This is a genomic window from Nitrospirillum guanabarense (genome assembly GCF_034653355.1).
Taxonomy (GTDB): domain Bacteria; phylum Pseudomonadota; class Alphaproteobacteria; order Azospirillales; family Azospirillaceae; genus Nitrospirillum.
This window is the reverse complement of record NZ_JAYEER010000003.1, coordinates 890,042-912,647: the sequence shown is the minus strand read 5'-3', so window position 1 is coordinate 912,647 and position 22,606 is coordinate 890,042. Positions and strand designations below refer to the sequence as shown.

Below are 22,606 nucleotides of genomic sequence, written 5' to 3'. Positions count from 1 at the left end.
ACGCCGGGGCGCCTTTTCGCGCATCTGGCGAAGCGCAAAGCCTAATGCGTTGATTCCACGGGCATCCTAACCTTTCGCATGGTGCGTGACGCAACGGCGCGGCCGGTGTCGCCTGGGCACGCCTCGCGGCGATAAATCAGATAAATTAATAATATCAATGCATTAACCGATTAATGCCGCACCATCCCCGGTTCTGGCACCGCGATTGCTCTTACATCCCCCATCAAAGCAATCGGGCAACAAGCCCAGCCGAACCGATAGGAACCGTCATCATGATCCGCTTCGCCGCCGCCGCCCTGATCGCCGCCGTCTCCCTGGCCGCCACCCCCGCCTTCGCCGCCGCCGGCACCTCGGGCACCATCCAGCTGAACAGCTCCGTCGCCCAGACCTGCACCGTCAGCGTCACCGACGCCGGCGCCCAGCTGAACATCCTCACCGGCTCCAACGCCGTCACCGTCGGCAGCGTCGTCGAGACCTGCAATGACGGCGCCGGCTACCAGATCAGCGTCCAGTCCGCCAACGGCGGCACCCTCAAGTCCTCCGCCACCGGCGCCCAGCCCGTCAGCTACACCCCCATCTACGACGGCCAGTCCAGCGGCAGCAGCGTCAACGTCGTCCGCTCCTCCGCCCAGTTCAACAAGACCGCCACCGTCGCCGTCACCGTCCCCGCCAACGCCCAGGCCATCGCCGGCAGCTACACCGACACCCTCACCATCACCATCCAGGGCCGCTGATCCCGCCCCCCAACGACCGCGCCCCCGGCCGCACCGGTTCGGCTGACAATACGGCCCCGCCTGGATCACCCAGGCGGGGCCGTCGCCGTTGTGCGGTCGCAACAAAAAGACGGTGCGGCGCAGGTAATAAAAAACCCCGGCTGCCAGAAGGCGCCGGGGTTGAGTTTTCAGAAGGGAGGAAAACGCAACCAAGTTGCACCCCTGTTATCGCATCGAACTATGAATAATTCCTTTACCGCACCGCACACCCAATCCTTGGCGCGGCGCCCCGCGGACGGGGGCGCCGCCCCTGTCCAAGCGGCAAACGATCCTGTAATATCAACGCGGTCAGCCCTGGCGCGGCAATGACAAGGCCAACCCCGTACCGGCACCGGTCGCCCGGCACACCGGCCCGAGGGCCAGAGAATTCGAGGTAACCCCTGCGGCCAGGACTGGGGTGCGGGATTTCTTGGGAGGAAACGGAATGAACGGAACCGCCGGACGGCTCGTCTGGCTGATTGTGGCGCTTGTCGGCGCCGCGTCGCTGGGCGTCGTCGCGCTGTCGCGCGGCGAGACCGTCAACGCGCTGTGGGTGGTTGTGGCGGCCCTGTGCACCTACACCATCGCCTATCGCTTCTACAGCCTGTACATCGCCAACACCGTCCTGAAGCTGGACGGCGCGCGCTCCACCCCAGCCATGCGTCACAACGACGGCCTGGATTACGTGCCCACGGACAAGTGGGTGCTGTTCGGCCACCACTTCGCCGCCATCGCCGGCGCCGGTCCCCTGGTGGGCCCGGTGCTGGCGGCCCAGATGGGCTATCTGCCCGGCACGCTGTGGATCCTGATCGGCGTGGTCTTCGCCGGCGCCGTGCAGGACTTCATTGTGCTGTTCGCCTCCACCCGCCGCGACGGCCGGTCGCTGGGCGACATGATCAAGTCCGAGATGGGCACGGTGCCGGGCGTCATCGCCCTGTTCGGCGTGCTGCTGATCATGATCATCCTGCTGGCCGTGCTGGCGCTGATCGTGGTCAAGGCCCTGGCCGGCAGCCCCTGGGGCACCTTCACCGTCTTCGCCACCATGCCCATCGCCGTGCTGATGGGCGTCTACGGCCGCTTCATCCGTCCGGGCCGGGTGGGTGAGATGTCGGCCATCGGCCTGGTCCTGCTGCTGCTGGGCATCATAGGCGGCCAGTGGGTGGCCGAGGATCCCGCCTGGGCCGCCGCCTTCACCTTCAAGGGTGAGACGCTGGCCCTGATGCTGATCGCCTACGGCTTCATCGCCTCGGTCCTGCCGGTGTGGCTGCTGCTGGCGCCGCGCGACTATCTGTCGACCTTCCTGAAGATCGGCACCATCATCGCGCTGGCGGTGGGCATTCTGATCGTCATGCCCGAGTTGCACATGCCGGCGGTCAGCCGCTTCGTTGACGGCAGCGGCCCGGTCTTCTCCGGCCAGCTGTTCCCCTTCCTGTTCATCACCATCGCCTGCGGCTCGGTCTCTGGCTTCCACGCCCTGATCTCCTCCGGCACCACGCCCAAAATGCTGGAGACGGAGGCCCAGGCCCGCATGATCGGCTATGGCGCCATGCTGGCCGAAAGCTTCGTCGCCATCATGGCCCTGATCTCGGCCTGCGTGTTGCACCCCGGCGTCTATTTCGCCATGAACACCCCCGCCGGCGTCATCGGCACCACCGTGGACCAGGCGGCCCAGGTGGTCAGCAACTGGGGCTTCGCCATCACGCCCGACGAGCTGGCCCAGGTGGCCAAGAACGTGGGCGAGACGACCATCCTCAGCCGGGCCGGCGGCGCCCCCACCCTGGCCGTGGGCATGTCCACCATCCTGTCCAACCTGGTGGGCGGCCAGTCCATGACCGCCTTCTGGTATCATTTCGCCATCCTGTTCGAGGCGCTGTTCATCCTGACCACGGTCGACGCCGGCACCCGCGTCGCCCGCTTCATGATCCAGGACCTGCTGGGCACAGCAGTGCCGGCCCTGCGCGTGACCCAGAGCTGGGGCGCCAACCTGCTGGCCACAGCCATCGCCGTCGCCGGCTGGGGCTATTTCCTGTACCAGGGCGTGGTCGACCCGCTGGGCGGCATCAACACGCTGTGGCCCTTGTTCGGCATCTCCAACCAGATGCTGGCGGCCATCGCCCTGATGCTGGGCACCGTCATCCTGTTCAAGATGAAGCGGGAGAAGTTCGCCTGGGTCACCATCCTGCCCACCACCTGGCTGGCCATCTGCACGCTGACCGCCGGCTGGCAGAAGCTGTTCGATGACAACCCGGCCGTGGGCTTCCTGGCGCACGCCCGGAAGTTCTCCACCGCGCTGGCCGACGGCAAGGTCCTGGCCCCGGCCAAGACGACGGAGGCCATGGCGCGGGTCATCACCAACGACTATGTCGACGCCACCCTGTGCGGCCTGTTCATGGCCGTGGTCGTGTCCATGCTGGTGTTCGGCATTCTGAACATCCGCAAGGCCCTGGCCAACCCGCGCGCCACGGCGCACGAGGTCGGGATCGGTGGGGCGGCCATCGCCGCCGGGGACGACTGATGGCGGCCCAGGCCCAAAACGGCGGGACGCCCCTGCCCTTCGCCAAGCTGGTGGCCCGCATGGCCAACCTGATGGTGGGGTTGCCGGACTACGACAGCTATGTCGAGCACCGGCGGCTCAACCATCCGGACCAGCCCGTCATGTCGCGGGAAGCGTTCTTCCGCGAACGGCAGGAGGCGCGCTACAGCGGCAAGGTCGGCCGCTGTTGCTGAAACCACCGGATTTGTTTACCGAGAGGGGGCCCTGATCGGCCCCCTCTTCTTTGCCTGACGAAAGCCCCCGCATGCGCATCATTTCCGCCAACCTGAACGGCATCCGCTCCGCCACCACCAAGGGCTTCTTCGACTGGATGGCGGCCCAGGACGCCGACGTCGTCTGCGTGCAGGAACTGAAGGCCCAGGCGGAGGACATGACGCCCCTGATGCTGGCGCCCTCTGATTCCGCCGGCGTCACCTATAACGCTTATTTCCAGTACGCGGAGAAGAAGGGCTACAGCGGCGTCGGCGTCTACAGCCGCAAGGCCCCCGACCGCGTGATCATTGGCCTGGGGCATGAGGACATCGACGCCGAGGGCCGCTATGTCGAGGCGGTGTTCGGCGACCTGTCGGTCGTCTCCGTCTACCTGCCCTCCGGCTCCAGCGGGGAGCACCGCCAGGCCGCCAAGTTCGCCTTCATGGACCGCTTCCTGCCCCACATGGCGGCCCTGGCCCAGGCCGGGCGCCAGGTCATCATCTGCGGCGACTGGAACATCGCCCATAAGGAGATCGACCTGAAGAACTGGAAGGGCAACCTCAAGAACTCCGGCTTCCTGCCGGAGGAGCGCGCCTGGCTGACCCGCCTGTTCGACGAGCAGGGCTGGGTCGACGTCTATCGCCGCCTGTACCCCGACGCGGGCGAAGAAGGCTACACGTGGTGGTCCAACCGGGGCCAGGCCTGGGCCAAGAATGTCGGGTGGCGCATCGACTATCAGATCGCCACCCCGGACGTGGCCGCCACCGCCCGGACAGCCGCGATCTACAAGGAGCAGCGCTTCAGCGACCATGCGCCGTTGACCGTGGATTACGCTTAAGCCCTTCCTCAAACGCCGGCGGGCGCCGGCCTTGTAAAAACGGGCGAAAAAACCTCTTGAGCCGAACCTTGGGTCATACCCGCACCATTCGTTCATCGACGATGATCGGGGACGGACGGTGCTTACAAGAGCGAACGGCATGACCAGGAAGCAGGCGGCGGAACCGATGCTGACGGCGGCGGAAGCGGCCGCGCGCACCGGGCTGACCGTCCGGGCGCTGCGCGTCTATGAGGCCCGTGGCCTGCTGGACCCGCCGCGCACCGGGAAAGGCTGGCGGCTGTACGGCCCGCGCGAGTTCCAGCGCCTGGGCGTCATCCAGGCGCTGAAGTCGCTGGGCCTGCCGCTGGCCGAAGTCTCCAAGGTCCTGGCGGGGGACACCCCGTCGCTGCGGCGCGTGCTGGAGGTCCAGGCGGCCCTCTGGCGTGGCCGGCTGGCGGCGGCACAGGCGGGCCTGGATTTGGTGGAACAGGCCCTGGCCCGCACCGACACGTCCCGCCCCGGCACCACCCCGATCTCCGTCGAAGACCTGTGCACCTTGATCCGGAGATTGGACATGAACACGATGCCTGAAACCCTGCGCACCGTCCTGGCCGAGGACTACACGGCTGAGGAGCGCGCCACCCTGATGACACCCCGGGGGACCGAGGAGGCGGCGACCGAGGGCGCCCGCGCCTGGAACCAGCTGATCGCCGACATCCAGGCCCTGCGCCAGGCCGGCGTGCCCGCCAGCGACGCCCGCGCGCGGGACGCCGCCCGTCGTTGGCAGGGCCTGGTCGCCGCCTTCACCCAAGGCGACGCCGACGTGGCGCAGCGCACCGCCGGCCTGTGGCGGAAGGCGCTGGACCGCGACCCACAGGGCCAGGGCCTGCCCTTCGACCAGGGTCTATGGGACTATGTGGCTGCCGCCATGAAGACGCCCCAGGCCTGATCGAGCTGAAGAAAAAGGGCGGCGGCCGTTTGGCCATCGCCCTTTCTTTTTCCCGGCAGCCCGCGGTTACTTGACGGCCGGTGCCGCCGGGGCGGGAGCCGCGGCGGGCGCGGACGTCGGGGCCGGCGCGGCGGCGCCGACCGGCACCAGGGTAATGTTCACCGGGCTGTCGTACTTGTTGTCGGCACCACTGGCGCTGTCGATGGCCCAGCCAATGCCGCCGCCGGCCAGGATATTGCCGACCGTGGCGCCGGCGGTGCCGGATTTGTCCAGGAAGGTCACTTCCTGGAAGCCATCCTTGGTGCAGCGGACGGTGATGTCGTGCTTGGTCTTCTTCACCGTGGCCGACGCCGGGGTCTGGCTGACCCGGGCGATGACCGTGCCTTCCCGCTCCAGGGCGCAATTCGCACCGGCCGGATTGGTGTTCACGGTGATTTCCTGAGAGGTGCCCTCAATGATTGAGGAGCAGGCCGACAGGCTGAATATGGCGAAAGAGGCAGCAAGCGCTAACCGAATATGCATGAGGAGTCACCACTTAAGAGATAGAATGGCGCCAGCATATTGATTGCGGGTTTGTTGTTCATCGCATGATTGTGGTTAACCGCAGCCATGGATGGCGACATAGTGTCGCAGCGTCATGCCGCCTCATTCCTTACGTGGGGCGATCGCCCATGACGGCGTCGTAGGCCTGGCGGCTGGCGCGGATGGCGGGCTGGTGCAGGAAGGCCCATTGGGCCAGTTGCGCCAGGCGGGCGGAGAAGCTGCGGCCCAGATCGGTCAGGGCGTATTCCACCTGTGGCGGGGTGGTGGGGAACACGGTGCGGCTGGCCAAGCCGTCGCGTTCCAGCTTGCGCAGGGTCTGGGCGAGCATGCGCTGGGAAATGCCCTCGATGGCGCGGCGCAGGGCGTTGAAACGGGCGGGGCCCCCGTCCAGGTGACGGATGACCAGGACGCTCCACGCGTCACCCAGGCGGTCCAGCACGTCGCGCACCGGGCAGACACCGTCCCCCGCGTCCGGCTGGTAGCCGGCGGCCACCACATCCTCGGCGATGGCGGTCTCCACGGGGGTTGCCGGCGTGCGTCCGTCCATGGGTGTCTCCGTCATAAGCGCGCCAACCCGTGCAAGTACCAATTCACAGGGGCGCCGGGTGGTAATGCCGCGATAACCAGGGCACCGGAACATGCCTTCTTCAAACCCGGCGGCCAAGGTGCCGGCTCGCTGGAGGTGGCGCCCGGCGTGGCCCTGATCGACACGCCGGAATTCCCCGCCGCCTACAAGGCCGAGGCCAGCGCCGGCCGCGATGTGCTGAACGCCCTGCGCCAGGGTGCCGGCCAGGGCGTGGAATGGACCTTCCTGTCGCCGTCCGCCTTCTTCTTCGCCGGGGAGCGCACCGACCGGTTCCGCCTGTCCGACGACCAGCTGCTGGTCGATGCCACGGGCAAGAGCCAGATCAGCCACGAGGATTTCGCGGTCGCGCTGGTGGATGAGGTGGAGAGCCCGGCGCACGCCAACCGCCGCTTCACCGTCGGTTATTGATAATACTGGGAAATGGGGTGCGGCTATCCGCCGCCCCCGGGGGTCTTTGGTTTGATGCGGCGCAACAAAAATTACTCGGACAGGGAATGGTTTTCCGGGAATGCATCCGCCATCCTGGTCATCCCTTCGTCCGGGTATCGGTCCGCCGCCAACGTCCAGCAACCATCCCGCCTGTCGACCGGTCCCGGTGCTTCCCCCCTTTAGGCCCCGAATGCCTGGGAGTAGTGCCGACATGAATCGTGACGAGATCCTTTCTGCCAGCTCCATGCCCCTGTTCAGCCCCAGCTATCCCCGGGGGCCGTACCGCTTCATCCGCCGCGAATATCTGATCATCACCTATGAGAGCGATCCGGAGGCCATCCGCCGGGCCCTGCCGGAGCCGCTGGAACCGGCGCCGGGCAACCTGTGCTTTTACGAGTGGATGAAGATGCCGGACAGCTCCGGCTTCGGCGATTATGAGGAAAGCGGTACCGGCATCGTCGCCCAGCTGAATGGCGAGCCCTGCAACTTCTCGGTCCAGATGTACCTGGATGACGAGCCGCCCATCACCGCCGGCCGGGAGATCTGGGGCTTCCCCAAGAAATACGGCGTTCCCCGCCTGAAGGTGCAGAAGGACACGCTGACCGGCACCCTGCACTATGATGAGGAGCGGGTGGCCATGGGCACCATGACCTACAAGCACTTTAGCCTGGCCGACCGGCTGGACGAGGTCGCCAAGGGCATAGGCAAGCTGAACGTGAACCTGAAGTTCATTCCCGACGTGGACGGCGGGCCCAAGGTGGCGCAACTGGTCGGCTATAACCTGACGGACATCCATGTCCACGGCGCCTGGGACGGCCCCGCCCGCCTGCACCTGACGCCCCACGTCAACTGCCGCGTGGCCGACCTGCCGGTGCGCCGCATCGTCGGCGGCCGCCACCAGGTGGTGGACTTCACCCTGCCCTTCGGGCGGGTTCTGCACGATTATCTGGATTGATCCCGCTGGTGGGCGCGTCCGCGCCCACCTTCCCCGCGTTCCGGTTCCGTTCTTCAGAAATCTGCTGCGGTCCCCGATCGGGGACCGCCACATGCCGCTGGCTTCAGCGCGCCAAGGCCGCGTCGCGCACGGCGTCCGCCATCAGGCGCAGGCCCAGCGCCCCCATGACCGTGCCAGTCAGCCGGTCGATGCCGCCCTTGGCCTTCAGGTAGGCGCGGCGTGGCGCCTCCAGCGAAAAGGCCAGGGCCACGACACTGTACCAGCCGGCCTCGATCAGGAAGATGACCGGCGGCAGGACCAGCAGCAGATGGGGTGGCCGATCCCCAAACTCGGACTGGGCGGGCAAGAGGGCGGCGAAGATGCTGGCGTAGGCGACGGCGGTCTTGGGATTGCTGAGCTGGGTCGCCAGCGCCACGACGAAGGCCCGGCCCAGGGACGGCGCGCGGCCATCGGCGAGCATGCCCGCGCCCATGGCGAGCGGCGTGCCCGCCCCCTGCCACATGCGCAGGGCGAGATAGAGAAGGTAGAGGCCGCCCGCCAGGCGCAGCGCCATGTTCAGCCAGGCGACCTGGGCCAGCAGCGCCGTCAGGCCCAGCAGGGCCAAGGTTCCGAAAAAGGTCCCGCCCACGCCCATGCCGGCGGCGGCGGCCAGGCCATTGCGGCGGGACTGGGTGACGGCGGTGCGGGTGACCAGCACGAAACTGGGGCCGGGGGCCATGGCCCCCAGCAGCAAGGCGACGAGGATGGGGATCAGACTGGCAAGCATGGGACGCCCCTTTCCGTTCAAGACGGGTGGATGGCCCAGGCGTGCGGCACGAGGGTGCGTCCGCGCTTCCCGATGGTGCCCCATCTAGCCCCGCTGGTCGGGGGCCTACGCCAGTCACGCGGATGGAAAGAGCGTAACCGCCGCGGCCTTAGCCCGCAACCAGGGTGTGCCGGCCCGCCCGCCGGCCGAAGACCAGCGCCATGCCCAGGATGGCGGCGCCACACGCGGCCATGACCAGGGGCGTGGGCAAGAGGTTCAACAACGTGGGTGCCGCCGTCATGGCCGTCAGCGTCCCCAGGCAGTCCAGCACCAGGAACAAGCGGAAGACGGCGGCGATCTCACCCCCGCTGAACCGCGTCTGGCGCAGGGTGGTGATGGGGATCTGGCACAGCGGGCCGCCCGTGGCGGTGGCCGCGGCGGCCAGCGCCAGGGCCGGCAAGGTCCAGGGGGCGGGCACGACGGTCGCCAACGCCATGACGACGAAGCCGCCGCCCACCAACGCATCGCCCGCCACCACCAGGGCCATGGGCCGGCGTGTCAGCATGCCGCCCGGGTGCAGGCTGCCCACTACCAGATTGCTGATCAGGTTGCCGGCGCCGTAGGCCGAGAACAGCAGGGCCAGGGCCGACAGTCCGCTGAGGCCGAAGCCAGCCAAATCCTGCTGGCGCACCAGCAAGGGCAGCGACAGCCAAATGGTCAGGGTCCACAGGCCACCGGTCAGGCCGCTGCGCCACAGCAGATAGGTGAAGGGCGGTTCCCGCCGCGTCAGCCGCCAGCCGGCCAGCAACCGCCCCGCGAGGGCTTCCACCGCCGCCTTCCGCATGGGCGTCCGCGCCGCGGGATCGGCCAGATGCGACCTCACGCTGAACACCGCGCAGGCGGAGGCCAGGAAGCTGAGGCCGTTCACGCCCATCAGCGCCACGGGCGGCATCAGTGTGGCCAGGGCGCCCGCCAGGGTGGGGCCCACCAGGCGCGCCAGGCGCAGGGTGCCATCGAACAGGGCGTTGGTGGCGGCCAGCAGGCTGCGATCCGCCGTCAGACGGGGAAGGGAAGCCTGCAACGCCGGATCGAACAGTCCCGCCAACGCGGACAGCGCCACCGACGGCACCACCAGGGTCCAGAGGGTGAGATGGCCGGTCAGCGCCGCCAGCACCGGCACGGCCGCCAGGCCGGCGCGCGCCAGGTCGGCCGCCATCATGACGCCGCCCTGGTCCCACCGCTCCACCCAAGCGCCGGCCAGCAGGGCCACGGCCATCAGCGCCACCGTGTCCGCCGCCGCGACATAGCCCGTGTCCGGCCCCACCAGCCCAACGGCCAGCCAGACCAGGGCCATCTGATGCAGCTGGTCACCCACCGCCGACAGCGACAACGCGCCCCATAGACGGGCGATGGGGCCATGGGCCAAAGGTTTCAGCAGGCGCATGCGAAGACGTCGAGGATGGCGGTTGGACCGATCAGGCTCCCCTGCTTACAGCAAGCCGCCGAACTGTCCAGTGTCGTTCCCCACAGCTACCAATCCTTGCGGTCGGACTTCTCAAGATCGTCGCCTCTGCACAGCTTTGCGGCAACATGCCTGTAACAATCCTGAATTGCCCAATCGCTGTGCGACTGACCCGCCGCCATCGCCGCTGGAATGCTAATATCGCAGCCGCGAACGAATTGGCCCGCTTATTGCTGATAAACCCTGACAGAGTGAAAACGGTCTCACCTTCCTGAAAAAGGATGTGGGGTCGGAGTTTTGGCAGTTGGGTCGATAGAAGAGAAGCGCCAGAAAAGTTCCATACCACCCCAAATTTGACAGAGACGCATGACGAAACGGGCCGTCACCATCATTGTCAAAGACATATGCCGAATTCTGGGACAGATTGGCCTGGGCAAGATTCGGCACAAGGGAATGACTCCGACTCGCGTCGCTTATAATTTCACGGATTATAGTGTGGCCTTGGCCGCCCATGCGGGCGGCCATTCGCATTTTCAGCGTCCATTTCCTTTCCATACCCCTATCAACCCCAGCATGAGGACCCGCCCCGGCAACCGCGCGCGGCGCTGACCCGGCAGCGCACCCCTGTACCGGCCACTTGGGGAGCCTTGTGCATCGCACACTCTCCTGGTCGCCGCCGACTACCCCACTCCGCCCGCCGGGCCCGGCCCGGCGGGCCGGAGACGAAAATCCCGCCGCCCGAGAGGCGGGATGAAATCAAAAGTGGCACCGGCCACCCGGTTACGGCGGGTGCGCTGATACGGGACCACAAAAATAACGGAACAGGAGAGCCTTGCCTTGACCACGAATTCCCCCCGCAGTCCCGAGCGCCGCATGGTCCGCTTCCTGGGCGCCCTGGCCCTGACCGCTGTGCTGGCCGCCATCATCACCGAAGCCGGCATCATCTCCTCCAGCGGAACGGCGACCGCCAAACAGCCCATCACCCGCACCGACGCCGTCGGCGGGTTCCCCATCTCCGCCGCCGTTTCCGTGCCGGCGGGATCGGACGTGGTGTACCTCAGCGGCATGACGCCCTCGGTGGCCGACCCCAACGCGCCCAAGGGCAGCCCGCAGGCCTATGGCGACACCGCCACCCAAACCGTGAGCACCCTGAACAAGATCAAGGAGGCGCTGGCCGCCCAGAAGCTGACCTTGGGCGACGTGATCATGATGCACGTCTACCTGGTGGGCGACCCGGCCCATGACGGCAAGATGGATTTCGCCGGCATGATGTCCGGCTATACCCAGTTCTTCGGCACCGCCGACCAGCCCAACAAGCCCGCCCGCACGACGGTGCAGGTGGCGGGCCTGGCGGCTCCCGGCCTGATGGTCGAGATCGAGGTGATCGCCGCCCGCGCCCCCTGACGCCGCTGCGGCGGCCAAGAGGCCAAGTGACGCCCGTCGTGAACCGGCGGGCGGTCCCGCGATGCGGACAAGGAGGGGTGCATATGCCTGCCATGAGGAACCTGCCCGGCGCCGGTGTGACACGGCGCCATTTTCTGGAGAAGGCGGCGCTGCTGGGCGGCAGCGCCATGGTGATGACGGCGCTGAACGCCTGGGGGGCGGGCATCGCCTCGATGGCCAGCGCGCCACCGGCCCTGCGCGGTTCCGGCGCGGGACACAAACTGCTGATCCTGGGCGCCGGCGTGGCCGGCATGACGGCGGCCTATGAGATGTCCAAGCTGGGCTATCAGGTCACCATCCTGGAGGCCCGCGCCTTCGGCGGCGGCCGCTGCCAGACGGCGCGCAAGGGCTTCAAGTTGACGGAGCTGGGCGGGGAAGAGCAGGAGTGCAAGTTTGACGAGGGTCTGTACCTTAACCACGGCCCCTGGCGCATCCCGTTCTGCCATCGCTCCACCCTGCACTACACCAAGACCTTCGGCATCCCGCTGGAGGTCTTTGTCAACGAGAACGACGCCAGCTACGCCCAGTTCGACACGGTGAAGGGCCCGCTGGCCGGCAAGCGCGTGCGCCAGTTCGAGGTTCGGGCCGACATGCGCGGCTACACCTCGGAACTGGTGGCCAAAGCCGCCACCTCGGGCAAGCTGGACACCGGCCTGGCCAAGGACGATGTGGAACTATTCATCGAGTACCTGCGCGGCGAAGGCTATCTGGAGAGCGACCTCAGCTATCGCGGCACGGAAGGCCGCGGCTACAAGGTCAAGCCGGGCGCCGGCATCGACGACCCCGGTCCCGGCGTGCCCAGCGTGCCCTATGCCTTCCCCGACCTGGTGCAATCCAGGCTATGGCGCATGGTCCAGTCGGTCGGCACCTTCGACCAGCAGCACACCATGTTCCAGCCCGTGGGCGGCATGGACCGCATCGCCAAGGGTTTCGAGAAGCATGTCGGCCACCTGATCAAGTACAACGCGGAGGTGGAGCGCATCCGCCAGTCCGACAGCGGCGTCACAGTGGACTATCTGGACACCAAGACGGGCAAGCGCGCCACGGTCAGCGCCGATTACTGCCTGTGCACCATCCCGGTCAGCGTGCTGCGGACCATCGATGCCGACTTTTCCAGCGCCTATAAGCAGGCCATGGGCATGCTGTCCTATGATCCCGTCTGCAAAATCGGCCTGCAGATGAAACGCCGCTTCTGGGAAGAGGACGACGCCATCTACGGCGGCCACGTCTACACCGACGCGCCCGGCATCAATTTGATCAGCCTGCCGTCGTCCGGCTGGCAATCGGCCAAGGGCGTGCTGCTGGGTTATTACATGTTCGGCGCCGACGCGACGGACATGAGCGGCAACACCCCGGCGGAGCGCGCGGCCATCGCGCTGGAGGCGGGGCAGCGCATCTTCCCGCAATACAAGGACAGCTTTGAGACCGCGTTCTCCGCGTCCTGGCACCTGATCCAGTACAATCTGGGCGGCTGGGGCAACTGGAGCGCGGAGGCGCGGGCGACCGCCTATCCGGTGCTGGTCAAGCCCGACCGCCGCATCTATCTGGCGGGGGAGCACATCAGCTACATCGGCGGCTGGCAGGCCGGGGCCATCGAGTCCGCCTGGCACCAGATCGCCCAGATCCACCAGCGCGTGGCGGCGTGAGGGAGGGGAACGATGCGCAAGACCATCATCCTCACCGCCGCTGTCCTCACCGCTGGTGTCGCCGGCCTGGCCATGACGCCGCCCGCCCTGGCGCAGGACGTGGCCAAGGGCCAGGACCTGTTCAACCACAAATGCGCCGCCTGCCACCAGAAGACCGGCCTGGGCGTGAAGGGCGCCTTCCCGGCGCTGGCGGGCGACCCCTTCGTGCAGGGCGATCCGGAGCCGGTGGTGCGCACCGTGCTGCAGGGCCGGGGCGGCATGCCCACTTTCGCGGCCCTGCTGAGCGAGGAGCAACTGGCGGATATCATCAGCTACGTCCGGCAGGCCTGGGGCAACAAGGCCCCGGCCGTGGACACGGGCTTCGTCGCGCAAGTGAAGGCGAACGCCCATCCGCAGGACAAGGCGCCGACCGTCACCCATTGAGCGGGACGGCCGGTGCTGGGTTCAACGGGTCTTGAAGGACACTTTTCCTGGACGGGGATCGGGAAGCCCCCAGGCCAGAAAAAGGTCCGAAAAGCCCAAGGCGAGGGAAAGGAGTACTTCTGTAAGTCAAACCGCCTTTTAAAAAGGCAAGTTCACTTCCGCATCGCAATGGATGAGGAATTTGAAAAGAGGCGGCCGGGACAATGAGTTGCTTCATTTCATAAAATTCGTGGGGAATCGCGCCATCAAGCTGCCGTGATCTAACAAAACTTCCAAAGATCAGGGGGCCAACATGACGCTTACAAACAACACCAACGCCATAAGTGCGCGTAAAGCCTTCAGTATCGCCCTGCTGTGCTCAGCGGGTTGGATGGCCATGGGCACTGCCCTGGCGGCACCGGCGCCGGCGCCGGCCGCCGATGCCGACACCCTGTCGGAAATCGTGGTGACCGGTAGCCGCCGCGTCGACCGCTCGGTGGCAGACAGCCCGTCGCCCATCGACGTGTTCACGCCGGACGACCTGTCGCGCCAGGCGGGCGGCGACACCAACGACCTGCTGCGCCAGTTGGTGCCGTCCTTCAACGTCGCCCGCTTCTCCATCTCCGACGGGTCGACCTTCGTGCGCCCGCCGACGCTGCGCGGCCTGCCGCCCGATGAGACGTTGGTGCTGATCAACGGCAAGCGCTTCCACCGCTCGGCCCTGGTGCAGATCGGCGCCAACGGCCTGACCGTGGGCTCGCAGGGCCCCGACCTGGCGCAAATCCCGGCCATCGCCATCAAGCAGCTGGAAGTGCTGCGCGACGGCGCCGCCGCCCAGTACGGTTCCGACGCCATCGCCGGCGTCATGAACTTCACCCTGAAGGACAGCGCCGACCAGGGCACGGTGGTGGCCCAGTGGGGCCAGACCTATGCCGGCGACGGCGGCAGCGCCCACATCCAGGCCAATTCCGGCCTGCCGCTGGGCGACCGCGGCTTCGTGAACATCAGCGCCGAGTATGTGAAGAACGACCCGACCTCGCGCGGGACGCAGCGCCCCGATGCCGCCAAGCTGGCGGCTCAGGGCCTGACCATCCCCAACCCCGCGCAGCGCTTCGGCGACCCGGCGGTGGAGGCGGAGCGGCTGTTCATCAACAGCGGCGTCGACCTGGGCGACAATTCCAAGATCTACCTGTTCGGCAACTTCGGCCACAGCTATGCCAAGGAAAGTTTCAACTACCGCAACCCCACCACGGTGTCGTGGCTGATCACCCCGTTCACCCTGGCCAATGGCGCCACGTTCAAGTGGAACAGCGTCTTCCCCAACGGCTTCACGCCGTGGTTCTACGGCGACATCTTGGATAGCAGCATCACCGGCGGCTACAAGACGACGCTGAAGAACGGCCTGATCATCGATGCCAGCGCCAGCTACGGCAAGGATGAGCTGCGCTACAGCATCCGCAATACCGTCAACCCCTCGCTCGGGCCCAGCAGCCCGCACCAGTTCTATGTCGGCACCCAGATCCAGGAGGAGACCAACCTGAACCTGGACCTGACCTATCCCATCAACCTCAGTTGGCTGGCCAGCCCCCTGACGCTGGCGGGCGGCGGTGAATACCGGCGCGAGACCTACACCATCAAGTCGGGCGACGTGGCCTCGTACCAGGCCGGCCAGTACTACACGGCCGGCATGCCCATCGGGTCCAACGGCTACCCCGGCTTCACCGCCAACGACGCTGGCCAATACCCACGCGGCAACTACGCCTTCTACGCCGACGCCGAAGCCGACATCATCAAGGACCTGAGCGCCGGCGTGGCCCTGCGGTATGAGGACTTCGACGATTTTGGCGACACCACCAACTGGAAGATCTTCGGCCGCTACCAGCTGACCGACTGGGTGGCCGTGCGGTCGTCCATCAACACCGGCTTCCGCGCCCCCACGCCCGGCCAGTCGCACATCAGCAGCACGCAGACCACCTTCAAGGCGGGCAGTCCGGAACCCATCGTGTTGGGCACCTTCCCGGTCAACAGCGTGGTGGCCCAGTACTACGGCGCCAAGACGCTGAAGCCCGAGACCTCCTTCAACATCGCCGGCGGCCTGGTCTTCGACTTGCCGGGCGGCGTCAACCTGACCGTCGACTACTACAACATCAAGGTCGAGGACCGCATCGGCATCACCAGCGACTTCACCGTCTCCGCCGCCGACCAGATCAAGCTGGCGGCGCTGGGCGTGGTGGGCGCCAACACCCTGGGCAACGTCAACTTCTTCACCAACGCCTTCGATACCCGCAGCCAGGGCGTGGACATCGTCGCCAACAAGACCTTCGAGGTTTATGACGGCGACCTGCACCTGACCGCGGCGGCCAACATCAACCACACCGACGTCACCAAGTACGACGCCAGCGTGATCGACGCCAACCGCAAGGCGGATATCGAGAACGGCCTCCCTCATTATCGCGTGAACCTGACCGCCACCTATGACATCGGCGCGCTCAGCCTCATGTACCGTGGCAGCTACTACGGCGCCTGGCAGGACAATTCCAGCGCCGGCCAGCATTACGACCCCGCTTGGATCTTCGATGCGGAGATCGGGTACAAGGTGACCGAGGCTCTGACCGCCACCGTCGGCGCGCAGAACCTGTTCGACAAGTACCCGCAGAAGAACCGCAGCGCCGGCCGCCTGAACTATGGCGACCAGTACCCGGACACCTCGCCGTTCGGGTACGATGGCGGCATGTACTATTTCCGCGTGGCCTACAAGTGGTAAGCGCCTGATCCAGCCGTGATCAAGGAGGCCGCCCGGGTGACCGGGCGGCCTTTTCCTTTGGTGTTTGCCAACACCCCGGCACCCGGCATAGTGGGTCCATAACAACCTTTGGGGGACGTCCTTTCCATGGCCGTTATCGCGAATATCCTGGTGGCCGTGGTGGCCCTGCTGCACGCCTGGTTCCTGGTGCTGGAGATGGTGCTGTGGACCAAGCCGCTGGGCCTGCGCACCTTCCGCAACTCCCCGGAAAAGGCCGCGCAGACGGCCGTGCTGGCCGCCAACCAGGGCCTGTACAACGGCTTCCTGGCGGCGGGCCTGGTCTGGGGCCTGACCTATCCCGACCCGTCGGCGGCGCTGCACATCAAGACCTTCTTCCTGCTGTGCGTGATCGTGGCCGGCGCTTACGGCGCCTGGTCCGTCAGCCGCCGCATCCTGATGATCCAGGCGATGCCGGCGGCCGTGGCCCTGGCGACGCTGTGGCTGGCGTGAAAATCTGACAAGGCCCGGGGCAGCGTCAGGCCCCGGACTTGGCCGCGCTTCGCGTCGCGTCGGCGACGACGCGGCGGGCTTCGGCGATGGCGTCCGGGGTGCTTTTGCCGCCCTTGGCGATGGTGTCGGCCAGGCCCATCAGCGCCTTGCCGGTGACGGAGCCGTTGTTGGCCTCCTCCGTCACGCTTACCCCCTGGTGCCGGGCGATGGCCTGGTCCCAGGCGGCACGCACAGCCGCCCAGTAGGTGGACGTCTTGGCCCAGTAGTCGTCGGCCGCCGCGACGGGGAAATCGCTGAAGCGGACGTAGGTGTTGACCACCGTCTCATGCACGAAGGTCACCAGCGCGCCGTCACGAACGCCCAGCTTGGCGTTGTCCTGCTCATGCACCCAGCCGGCGGGCGTGAGCGCGTGGCGATTGGTGCCGCTGTAGCGGTCATAGGGCGGATGGCGGGTGGCGTCGCGGCGGGCCAGGGGCCGCCACGTCTCGTCGCCGGTCCAGCGCGAGACGCCGGCATCGTGGCGCCAGCGGCCCACCCCGCCATAGCGCGGGGAATCGTCCGTCTGCCAGACGGTCTGCGACCAGGCGCCCTTCGCGGCGGCGTCCACCGGGGTCAGCGACCAGCGGCCGGTGCCCTGGTAGGTCAGCACGGTGGCGGGCTGATAAACCCAATCCTGGCGCCAATGCTTCACCACCACGGGCAGGCCGTCGTCGCCGTCCACCACCAGGATGTGCTGCAGGCGGATGATGGAACCGGTGTCCTCCACCACCCGCACCACCTCCTCCCCGCCGCTGACCTTGGGCGCGATGGGCTTGTAGTCGGCCAGGAAGGCCGTGGTTTCCCGGAAATCGAAGGTCACCTTAAAGGTGCCTGCCATGGCCAGGATGGCTTTACGGTCCTGTTCCGGCGCGGTGGAGGAGGTTGCGGTGGTTTCGGCCGCGCGGGCGGCCGGTGGCAGGTGGGCGGTCACGCCCAGCAGGGCGGCGCCGGTCAAAAAAGACCGGCGACCGGTCTTCAGGGTGTCATGCAGGGTCATCGGTGGGCCTCTTGGGGCAGGTCATGCGATCGGGGAGGAAGGTGGCGGCGGGCACGGGCGGGGCCCGCCGCCACGCGCGACCCGGCCAGGCGTTCCCCCCACCGGCCGGATCGGGATCAGAGCTTCAGGGTCACAGCTTCAGGGTCAGGGAGGCGCCGACGTTGCGGCCCGGCTGGGTCCAGGCGTCCAGCACGGTGGACGTGGAGGCTTGGCCGCGCACGTCGCCCCACCACCAGTACTTCTCATCCGTCAGGTTGAAGATTCCGGCGCGGATGCTGGCGTTCTCCGTCACATTCCAGTAGGCGGTGGCGTCCAGGATGGTGAAGGCCCCAGGAATGAAGTAGGTCGCGCTGCTGACGTCGGACCGGTCCTTGGCCCCGGAATGGGTCATGGTGACCTGGCCGCCGAAGCGGCCCGCCGGGTCGCGGTAGGTGACGCCCAGCACCAGCTTCCACGGGTCGACACTATCCAGCGGCGTGGTGACGCCGCCCGACGTGCTTTCGCCGTGGGTGTAGGAGAAGGCGGCCAGCGCGCCGATGCCCGAGTTCAGGGTGACCTGGCCCTTGGCCTCCGCCCCCTGCAAGGTCACCCGCGACAGGTTCACGTACTGGTAGACGGCCGGGTTGGCGGCGGTGAAGGTACCGCCGACCTGCACCTGGTCGATGAAGTCGCGGTAGCGGCCGGCATAGCCGGTGACGCTGGCGTCCCAGCGGCCGCCGCCCAGCACAGCGTTCTCGACACCGGCGCCCCCCGTCTTTTCACCCCAGCCCCCGTTGAACTTGAAGCCGCCCTCGATGGTCTGGCTGGTCTCCGCCTTCAGGTTGGGGTTGGAAACGGACTTGTAGTTCTGTGTGGGGTTGGCGAAGCCGTTGTTCACCTGCGACGGCGCCGGCGCCTTGAAGCCCTCCGCCAGGTTCACGAACACACCCACATCCGGCAGCAGGTGGTAGAGGATGCCCAGCTTGGGCGAGACGTGGCTGTCGTTCTTGGAAATGGGCGTCAGCGCCGTGAACAGCGGGTCGTCCTTCTTGGGCGACAGGTCGTAGTAATCGAAGCGCACGGCCGGGTAGAGGGTCAGCCGCTTGTCGAAGGCGTTGATCTCGTCCTGCAGGAAGATGCCGGCCAGGGTGTAGTCGGTGGTGGGATAGGCCCGCGAGGGGAAGGCGTCACCGGCCGAAGGCACCGTACCGTCGCGCAACAACTCCTGATGGGTGACCGAGTAGTCGCCGCCGTACACGAAGGTGTGCGTCAGGTCGTGGCCCAGCGTCTTGCTCTGCCCCTGGAGGTCGAAGCCGTAGACGTTGGTATCGAAGGTGCTGTCGCGCGTGCGGTCGACGGCGGTGTTGCGATCCTCCGCCCCGTACTGGGTGGCGTGGGTCTCCTGGTAGTACGCCGTCCAATGCAGGCTGTCGATGACGTCAGTGCCGATGTCGTAACGGTGGTCGACGCTGACGCGGTTGCGATCCTGCCGATCCCTGGCGATCAGGCCCAGCACGCTGGTGGCGGCCAGTGGCGGCTTGGCGATGGCGCTCAACACCGTGGTGTTGGTGTGGTTGTCGTCATGGTCGAAGGTCAGACGCAGGCGGTGCGCGTCCGACGGTTCGTACACCACTTTCGCCAGCACGGCGTTGGAGTAGATGTCCTGCGGGTTGGCGGTGGTGCGGTCGGTGTTGGCGGCGTTGTTGCCGCCGTTGGTCGCGGTCTCGTTGCCGTCGCGGCGGGTGTAGGCCACCAGGGCCTGCAACTTGCCCACCCGGCCCGCGGCCACGGCCCCCTTGGACCAGGCGCCGTCGGCGGAGGTGTAGCCCACCGACCCTTGGGCCGCCCAGTCCTTACCTGCGGTCAGGAAATCATCCGGGTCCTTGGTGATGAAGCTGACCGCGCCGGCCACGCCGTCGCTGCCGTACAGGGCGGAGGCGGGACCGCGCAGGATTTCCACGGATTTCAGCAGGCCCAGGTCGACATAGTCGCCGCGCCCCATGTTCTGAGCGCCGAAGCTGTAGGCGTCGGGCACACGGATGCCGTCGGTCAGCATCAGGACGCGGTTGCCCTCCAGCCCCCGGATGTTGAAGCCGCTGTCGCCGTCGCGCCCGGTGGACCCACCCGCCAAGGTGAAGCGCGCCGGGCTTTTGCGGACGGAGACGCCGGGCTCGTACCGCACCAGATCCTTGATGTCCGTCGCCAGCTGTTCGTCGATCTGCTGGCTGGTGATGACGCTGACGCTGGCCGGCACGTCGCTGATGTCCTTGGCCGTGCGCGTGGCGGTCACGGTGACCGTCGCCGCCGGATCAGCATCGGCGCCATCAGCGGGGGCCGGGTCGGGAGCCGCCGCCAGCGCGGTATGGGCCAGAGTGACGCCCCCCAGCGCCACCAACAGCCAAACCGGAACGGTCGCCTTCAACAGCGTTTGCCGCATTCTTGTTTTCCCCATCAGGTTGGTTCCTGGTGCACCTATATGACTCATGAAATTAAGAATCAATCGCATTTTCATTGCTGGGTCCGGCACTGGCGCAACCCGGCCCTGAGCAGGCAGAGGTTTGACCCGGCGGCGGGAATCCGCCAAAAAGCCGCCAATCCCAATGCAGTTCGTGGCTTGCCCCACCCCGCGCGTCCAGCGGCGGGCACGGCAGTGCCGCCCTTTCAGGATGACAGTCCCGTGACGATTTCCCACCGCCGCCAAGCCCGCCTGATGCACTCCGTGGCGGTGATCGCCCTGGTTATGGCCGGGGCCGCGCAGGCCGAGCCGGCCGATCAGCCGGCCACCGTCATCGTCACCGGCGTGCGCGACCAGGGATTCCGCGCCAACGACACCCAGTTCGGCGCCGCCGGCACGGTGCTGGACACCCCGGCCTCGGTCAGCGTCGTCACCCGCGACCTGATGGACGACCAGCAGGCCCGGCGCCTGAGCGACCTGATCCGCAACGACGCCTCGATCGGGGAGAACTACGCGCCGGAGGGCTATTACGAGGACATCGCCATCCGGGGCTTCCCCCTGGACCTGGCCACCGGCCTGCGGATCAACGGCCTGACCATCGCCGGCGAACAGCCGGTGGCGCTGGAGAACAAGGAACGGGTGGAGTTCCTGAAGGGCCTGGCCGGGGTGGACGCCGGCGTGGTGGCCCCGGGCGGGCTGGTCGATTACGTCACCAAGCGGCCGGCCGACGTGCAAAGCCTGACCCTGGGCACCGACAACCGCGGCGGGTTCTATAGCGCGGTGGATGTCGGCAGCCTGTTCGGCGCGCGCAAGCAGTACGGCCTGCGCCTGAACGCGGCGCATGAGGACATCGCCAGCTACGTCGACCATGCCGACGGCTATCGCAATTTCGGGTCCATCGCCGGCGACTGGCGGGCGACGCAGGACGACACCTTCACCCTGGACCTGGAGTACCAGCGCCGGGTGCAGCACTCCGTCTCCGGCTATCAGCTGCTGGGCGGCACCACCCTGCCGGCGCTGGACACGGTGCCGCCCTCGCGCATGCTGGGCGCCCAGTCCTGGACCAAGCCCGTCACCATCAATGCCCTGAACCTGTCCGGCCAGTATGAGCACCGCTTCAGCGACGACTGGCGCCTGACGGTGCAGGTGGGCCACAGCCGCACGGTCATCGACGACAACGTCGCATTCGCCTATGGCTGCTATTATGTGGCCAGGTGTGCCGCCGGCAACTCGCCCGGCTATTACTTCGCGCCCAATGGCGATTTCGACGTCTACGACTACCGCAGCCCCAACGACGCGCGGGAGGATGACCAGGCCCAGGCCCAGCTGCTGGGCAAGGTGGCGACGGGCGCCATCGGCCACAGCCTGACCCTGGGCGCCAGCGTCTTCCGCCGCACGGTGACGCAGACCGACTACGTCTATGACTATGTCGGCAGCGACAACATCTACAACCCCACGCCGCTGGCCTTCGCGCCCTCGCCCAACAATCCCGGCGCCAATTACGAACGGCTGGACAGCCGCCAGTACGCGATCAGCGCCATGGACCGCATCGACCTGGGCGCCCTGGTGACGGGGCTGGAGCTGGACGCCGGGGTGCGCACCGTCTTCCTGCGCGAGCGCGCCTACGACATCGACCACGCCACCGTCCGCAACACGGCGGAGACCCTGCCCCTGCCGCAGGTGGCCCTGGTCTACAAGCCGCTGTCGACCGTGACCCTGTACGCCAGCCATTCCCGCGGCCTGTCCCTGGGCGGCCAGGCCCCGGCCTGGGCCACCAACGCCAGCGAGATCCTGTCGCCGTCCCTGTCCTGGCAGGATGAGGTGGGCGCCAAGTACGACTGGAACGGCCTGTTGCTGGGCGCCAGCGTCTTCCGCCTGAGCAAGGCGTATGAGTACGCCAAGCCCGACGACAGCGAATACGGCTTCACCTATGTGCGCCAGGGGACGGAGCGGCACGACGGCCTGGAACTGAACGCCGCTGGTCAGGTGACCGAGGCCCTGCGCCTGACGGCCAGCGCCACCTTCATGCACGCCGTGGCCTATGGCACCGGCACGCCCAGCTATGACGGCCACCAGGCCATCAACGTGCCCCACGTGCGCACCGCGCTTTACGCCGACTATACCCTGCCGCACCTGGACGGGCTGGCCCTGCTGGCCGGCTGGCAGTACGTGGGTGAGCGGGCGGCGGCGCGTGACGCCGTGGCCACCGCGCCGGCCTATCATCTGTTCACCGCCGGCCTGCGCTACGCCCCCAGCGCGCTGGACAACAAGCTGACCCTGCGGCTGTCGGTCGACAACCTGCTGGATCGGCGCTACTGGAAAGATGTTGGCGAGAGCGCCGGCGACGCCTATCTGCATCTGGGGGCGCCGCGCACGGCGCGCTTCACGCTGCAGTATTCCCTGTAAGG

Annotated in this window: 19 protein-coding genes and 1 riboswitch; of the genes, 13 read left to right on the top strand and 6 right to left on the bottom strand. The window is 67.2% G+C overall.

Translation table 11 applies throughout. The features are described 5' to 3' along the window. Positions 1–272: 272 nt before the first annotated feature. From UAA55_RS13465 to UAA55_RS13445, 5 genes are all read left to right on the top strand, one after another. A complete protein-coding gene (locus UAA55_RS13465) occupies positions 273–734 on the top strand; it encodes a spore coat protein U domain-containing protein (RefSeq protein WP_322953350.1) in 462 nt (153 codons plus the stop codon). Between the two features lie 463 nt (positions 735–1,197). Beyond that, complete coding sequence (locus UAA55_RS13460; protein ID WP_322953349.1) at positions 1,198–3,267, top strand: carbon starvation CstA family protein; 2,070 nt, start codon at positions 1,198–1,200, stop codon at positions 3,265–3,267. Further along, positions 3,267–3,479 (top strand): YbdD/YjiX family protein, encoded by a 213-nt coding sequence (locus UAA55_RS13455; protein WP_322953347.1) that lies wholly within the window; start codon positions 3,267–3,269, stop codon positions 3,477–3,479. Before UAA55_RS13460 ends, UAA55_RS13455 begins: the two co-directional genes overlap by 1 nt. A gap of 71 nt (positions 3,480–3,550) precedes the next feature. Beyond that, positions 3,551–4,336 (top strand): exodeoxyribonuclease III, encoded by a 786-nt coding sequence (locus UAA55_RS13450; protein ID WP_322953345.1) that lies wholly within the window; start codon positions 3,551–3,553, stop codon positions 4,334–4,336. Between the two features lie 139 nt (positions 4,337–4,475). Next, positions 4,476–5,264, top strand: coding sequence for a MerR family transcriptional regulator (locus tag UAA55_RS13445; protein WP_322953343.1), 789 nt, complete (start codon positions 4,476–4,478; stop codon positions 5,262–5,264). Positions 5,265–5,330: 66 nt separating this feature from the next. Here the strand turns inward: UAA55_RS13445 and UAA55_RS13440 are convergent, their stop codons facing one another. After that, a complete protein-coding gene (locus UAA55_RS13440; protein WP_322953341.1) occupies positions 5,331–5,693 on the bottom strand; it encodes a hypothetical protein in 363 nt (120 codons plus the stop codon). A 223-nt stretch (positions 5,694–5,916) separates the two neighbouring features. After that, on the bottom strand, positions 5,917–6,354 hold the full coding sequence (locus tag UAA55_RS13435) for a winged helix-turn-helix transcriptional regulator (RefSeq protein WP_322953339.1): 438 nt from the start codon (positions 6,352–6,354) through the stop codon (positions 5,917–5,919). Between the two features lie 147 nt (positions 6,355–6,501). Here UAA55_RS13435 and UAA55_RS13430 point away from each other — a divergent pair, with 147 nt between their 5' ends. Both UAA55_RS13430 and UAA55_RS13425 read left to right on the top strand, forming a co-directional pair. Further along, the gene (locus UAA55_RS13430) at positions 6,502–6,801 is read left to right on the top strand and encodes an NAD(P)-dependent oxidoreductase (RefSeq protein ID WP_322953337.1); all 300 of its coding nucleotides are present in this window, start codon (positions 6,502–6,504) and stop codon (positions 6,799–6,801) included. 232 nt (positions 6,802–7,033) lie between these two features. Next, the gene (locus tag UAA55_RS13425; RefSeq protein ID WP_322953336.1) at positions 7,034–7,777 is read left to right on the top strand and encodes an acetoacetate decarboxylase; all 744 of its coding nucleotides are present in this window, start codon (positions 7,034–7,036) and stop codon (positions 7,775–7,777) included. Between the two features lie 103 nt (positions 7,778–7,880). On the opposite strand, the gene UAA55_RS13420 is transcribed toward UAA55_RS13425, so the two are convergent. Together UAA55_RS13420 and UAA55_RS13415 are read right to left on the bottom strand one after the other, a co-directional pair. After that, positions 7,881–8,543, bottom strand: coding sequence for a LysE family translocator (locus tag UAA55_RS13420; RefSeq protein ID WP_322953335.1), 663 nt, complete (start codon positions 8,541–8,543; stop codon positions 7,881–7,883). A gap of 26 nt (positions 8,544–8,569) precedes the next feature. Continuing rightward, a riboswitch (ZMP/ZTP riboswitch) is annotated at positions 8,570–8,671 on the bottom strand. A gap of 20 nt (positions 8,672–8,691) precedes the next feature. Next, positions 8,692–9,966, bottom strand: a complete 1,275-nt coding sequence (locus tag UAA55_RS13415) for an MFS transporter (RefSeq protein ID WP_322953334.1) — start codon at positions 9,964–9,966, stop codon at positions 8,692–8,694. 855 nt (positions 9,967–10,821) lie between these two features. Here UAA55_RS13415 and UAA55_RS13410 point away from each other — a divergent pair. From UAA55_RS13410 to UAA55_RS13390, 5 genes are all read left to right on the top strand, one after another. Continuing rightward, the gene (locus UAA55_RS13410) at positions 10,822–11,388 is read left to right on the top strand and encodes a RidA family protein (protein ID WP_322953332.1); all 567 of its coding nucleotides are present in this window, start codon (positions 10,822–10,824) and stop codon (positions 11,386–11,388) included. Between the two features lie 83 nt (positions 11,389–11,471). Continuing rightward, the gene (locus UAA55_RS13405; protein ID WP_322953331.1) at positions 11,472–13,073 is read left to right on the top strand and encodes a flavin monoamine oxidase family protein; all 1,602 of its coding nucleotides are present in this window, start codon (positions 11,472–11,474) and stop codon (positions 13,071–13,073) included. A 12-nt stretch (positions 13,074–13,085) separates the two neighbouring features. Beyond that, entirely contained in the window at positions 13,086–13,496 is a 411-nt protein-coding gene (locus tag UAA55_RS13400) for a c-type cytochrome (protein ID WP_322953330.1), read from the top strand. Between the two features lie 292 nt (positions 13,497–13,788). Next, complete coding sequence (locus UAA55_RS13395; RefSeq protein WP_322953329.1) at positions 13,789–16,239, top strand: TonB-dependent receptor plug domain-containing protein; 2,451 nt, start codon at positions 13,789–13,791, stop codon at positions 16,237–16,239. Between the two features lie 126 nt (positions 16,240–16,365). Further along, positions 16,366–16,728 carry a DUF1304 domain-containing protein gene (locus UAA55_RS13390; protein ID WP_322953328.1) on the top strand — a complete coding sequence of 121 codons (363 nt, stop codon included), beginning with the start codon at positions 16,366–16,368 and terminating at the stop codon, positions 16,726–16,728. A 25-nt stretch (positions 16,729–16,753) separates the two neighbouring features. Here the strand turns inward: UAA55_RS13390 and UAA55_RS13385 are convergent, their stop codons facing one another. Further along, entirely contained in the window at positions 16,754–17,764 is a 1,011-nt protein-coding gene (locus tag UAA55_RS13385; protein WP_322953327.1) for a DUF6607 family protein, read from the bottom strand. A gap of 130 nt (positions 17,765–17,894) precedes the next feature. Further along, complete coding sequence (locus UAA55_RS13380) at positions 17,895–20,180, bottom strand: TonB-dependent hemoglobin/transferrin/lactoferrin family receptor (protein WP_322953326.1); 2,286 nt, start codon at positions 20,178–20,180, stop codon at positions 17,895–17,897. Positions 20,181–20,420: 240 nt separating this feature from the next. On the opposite strand from UAA55_RS13380, the gene UAA55_RS13375 reads away from it, so the two are divergent. After that, complete coding sequence (locus tag UAA55_RS13375; protein ID WP_322953325.1) at positions 20,421–22,604, top strand: TonB-dependent siderophore receptor; 2,184 nt, start codon at positions 20,421–20,423, stop codon at positions 22,602–22,604. The last annotated feature ends 2 nt before the right edge of the window (positions 22,605–22,606 follow it).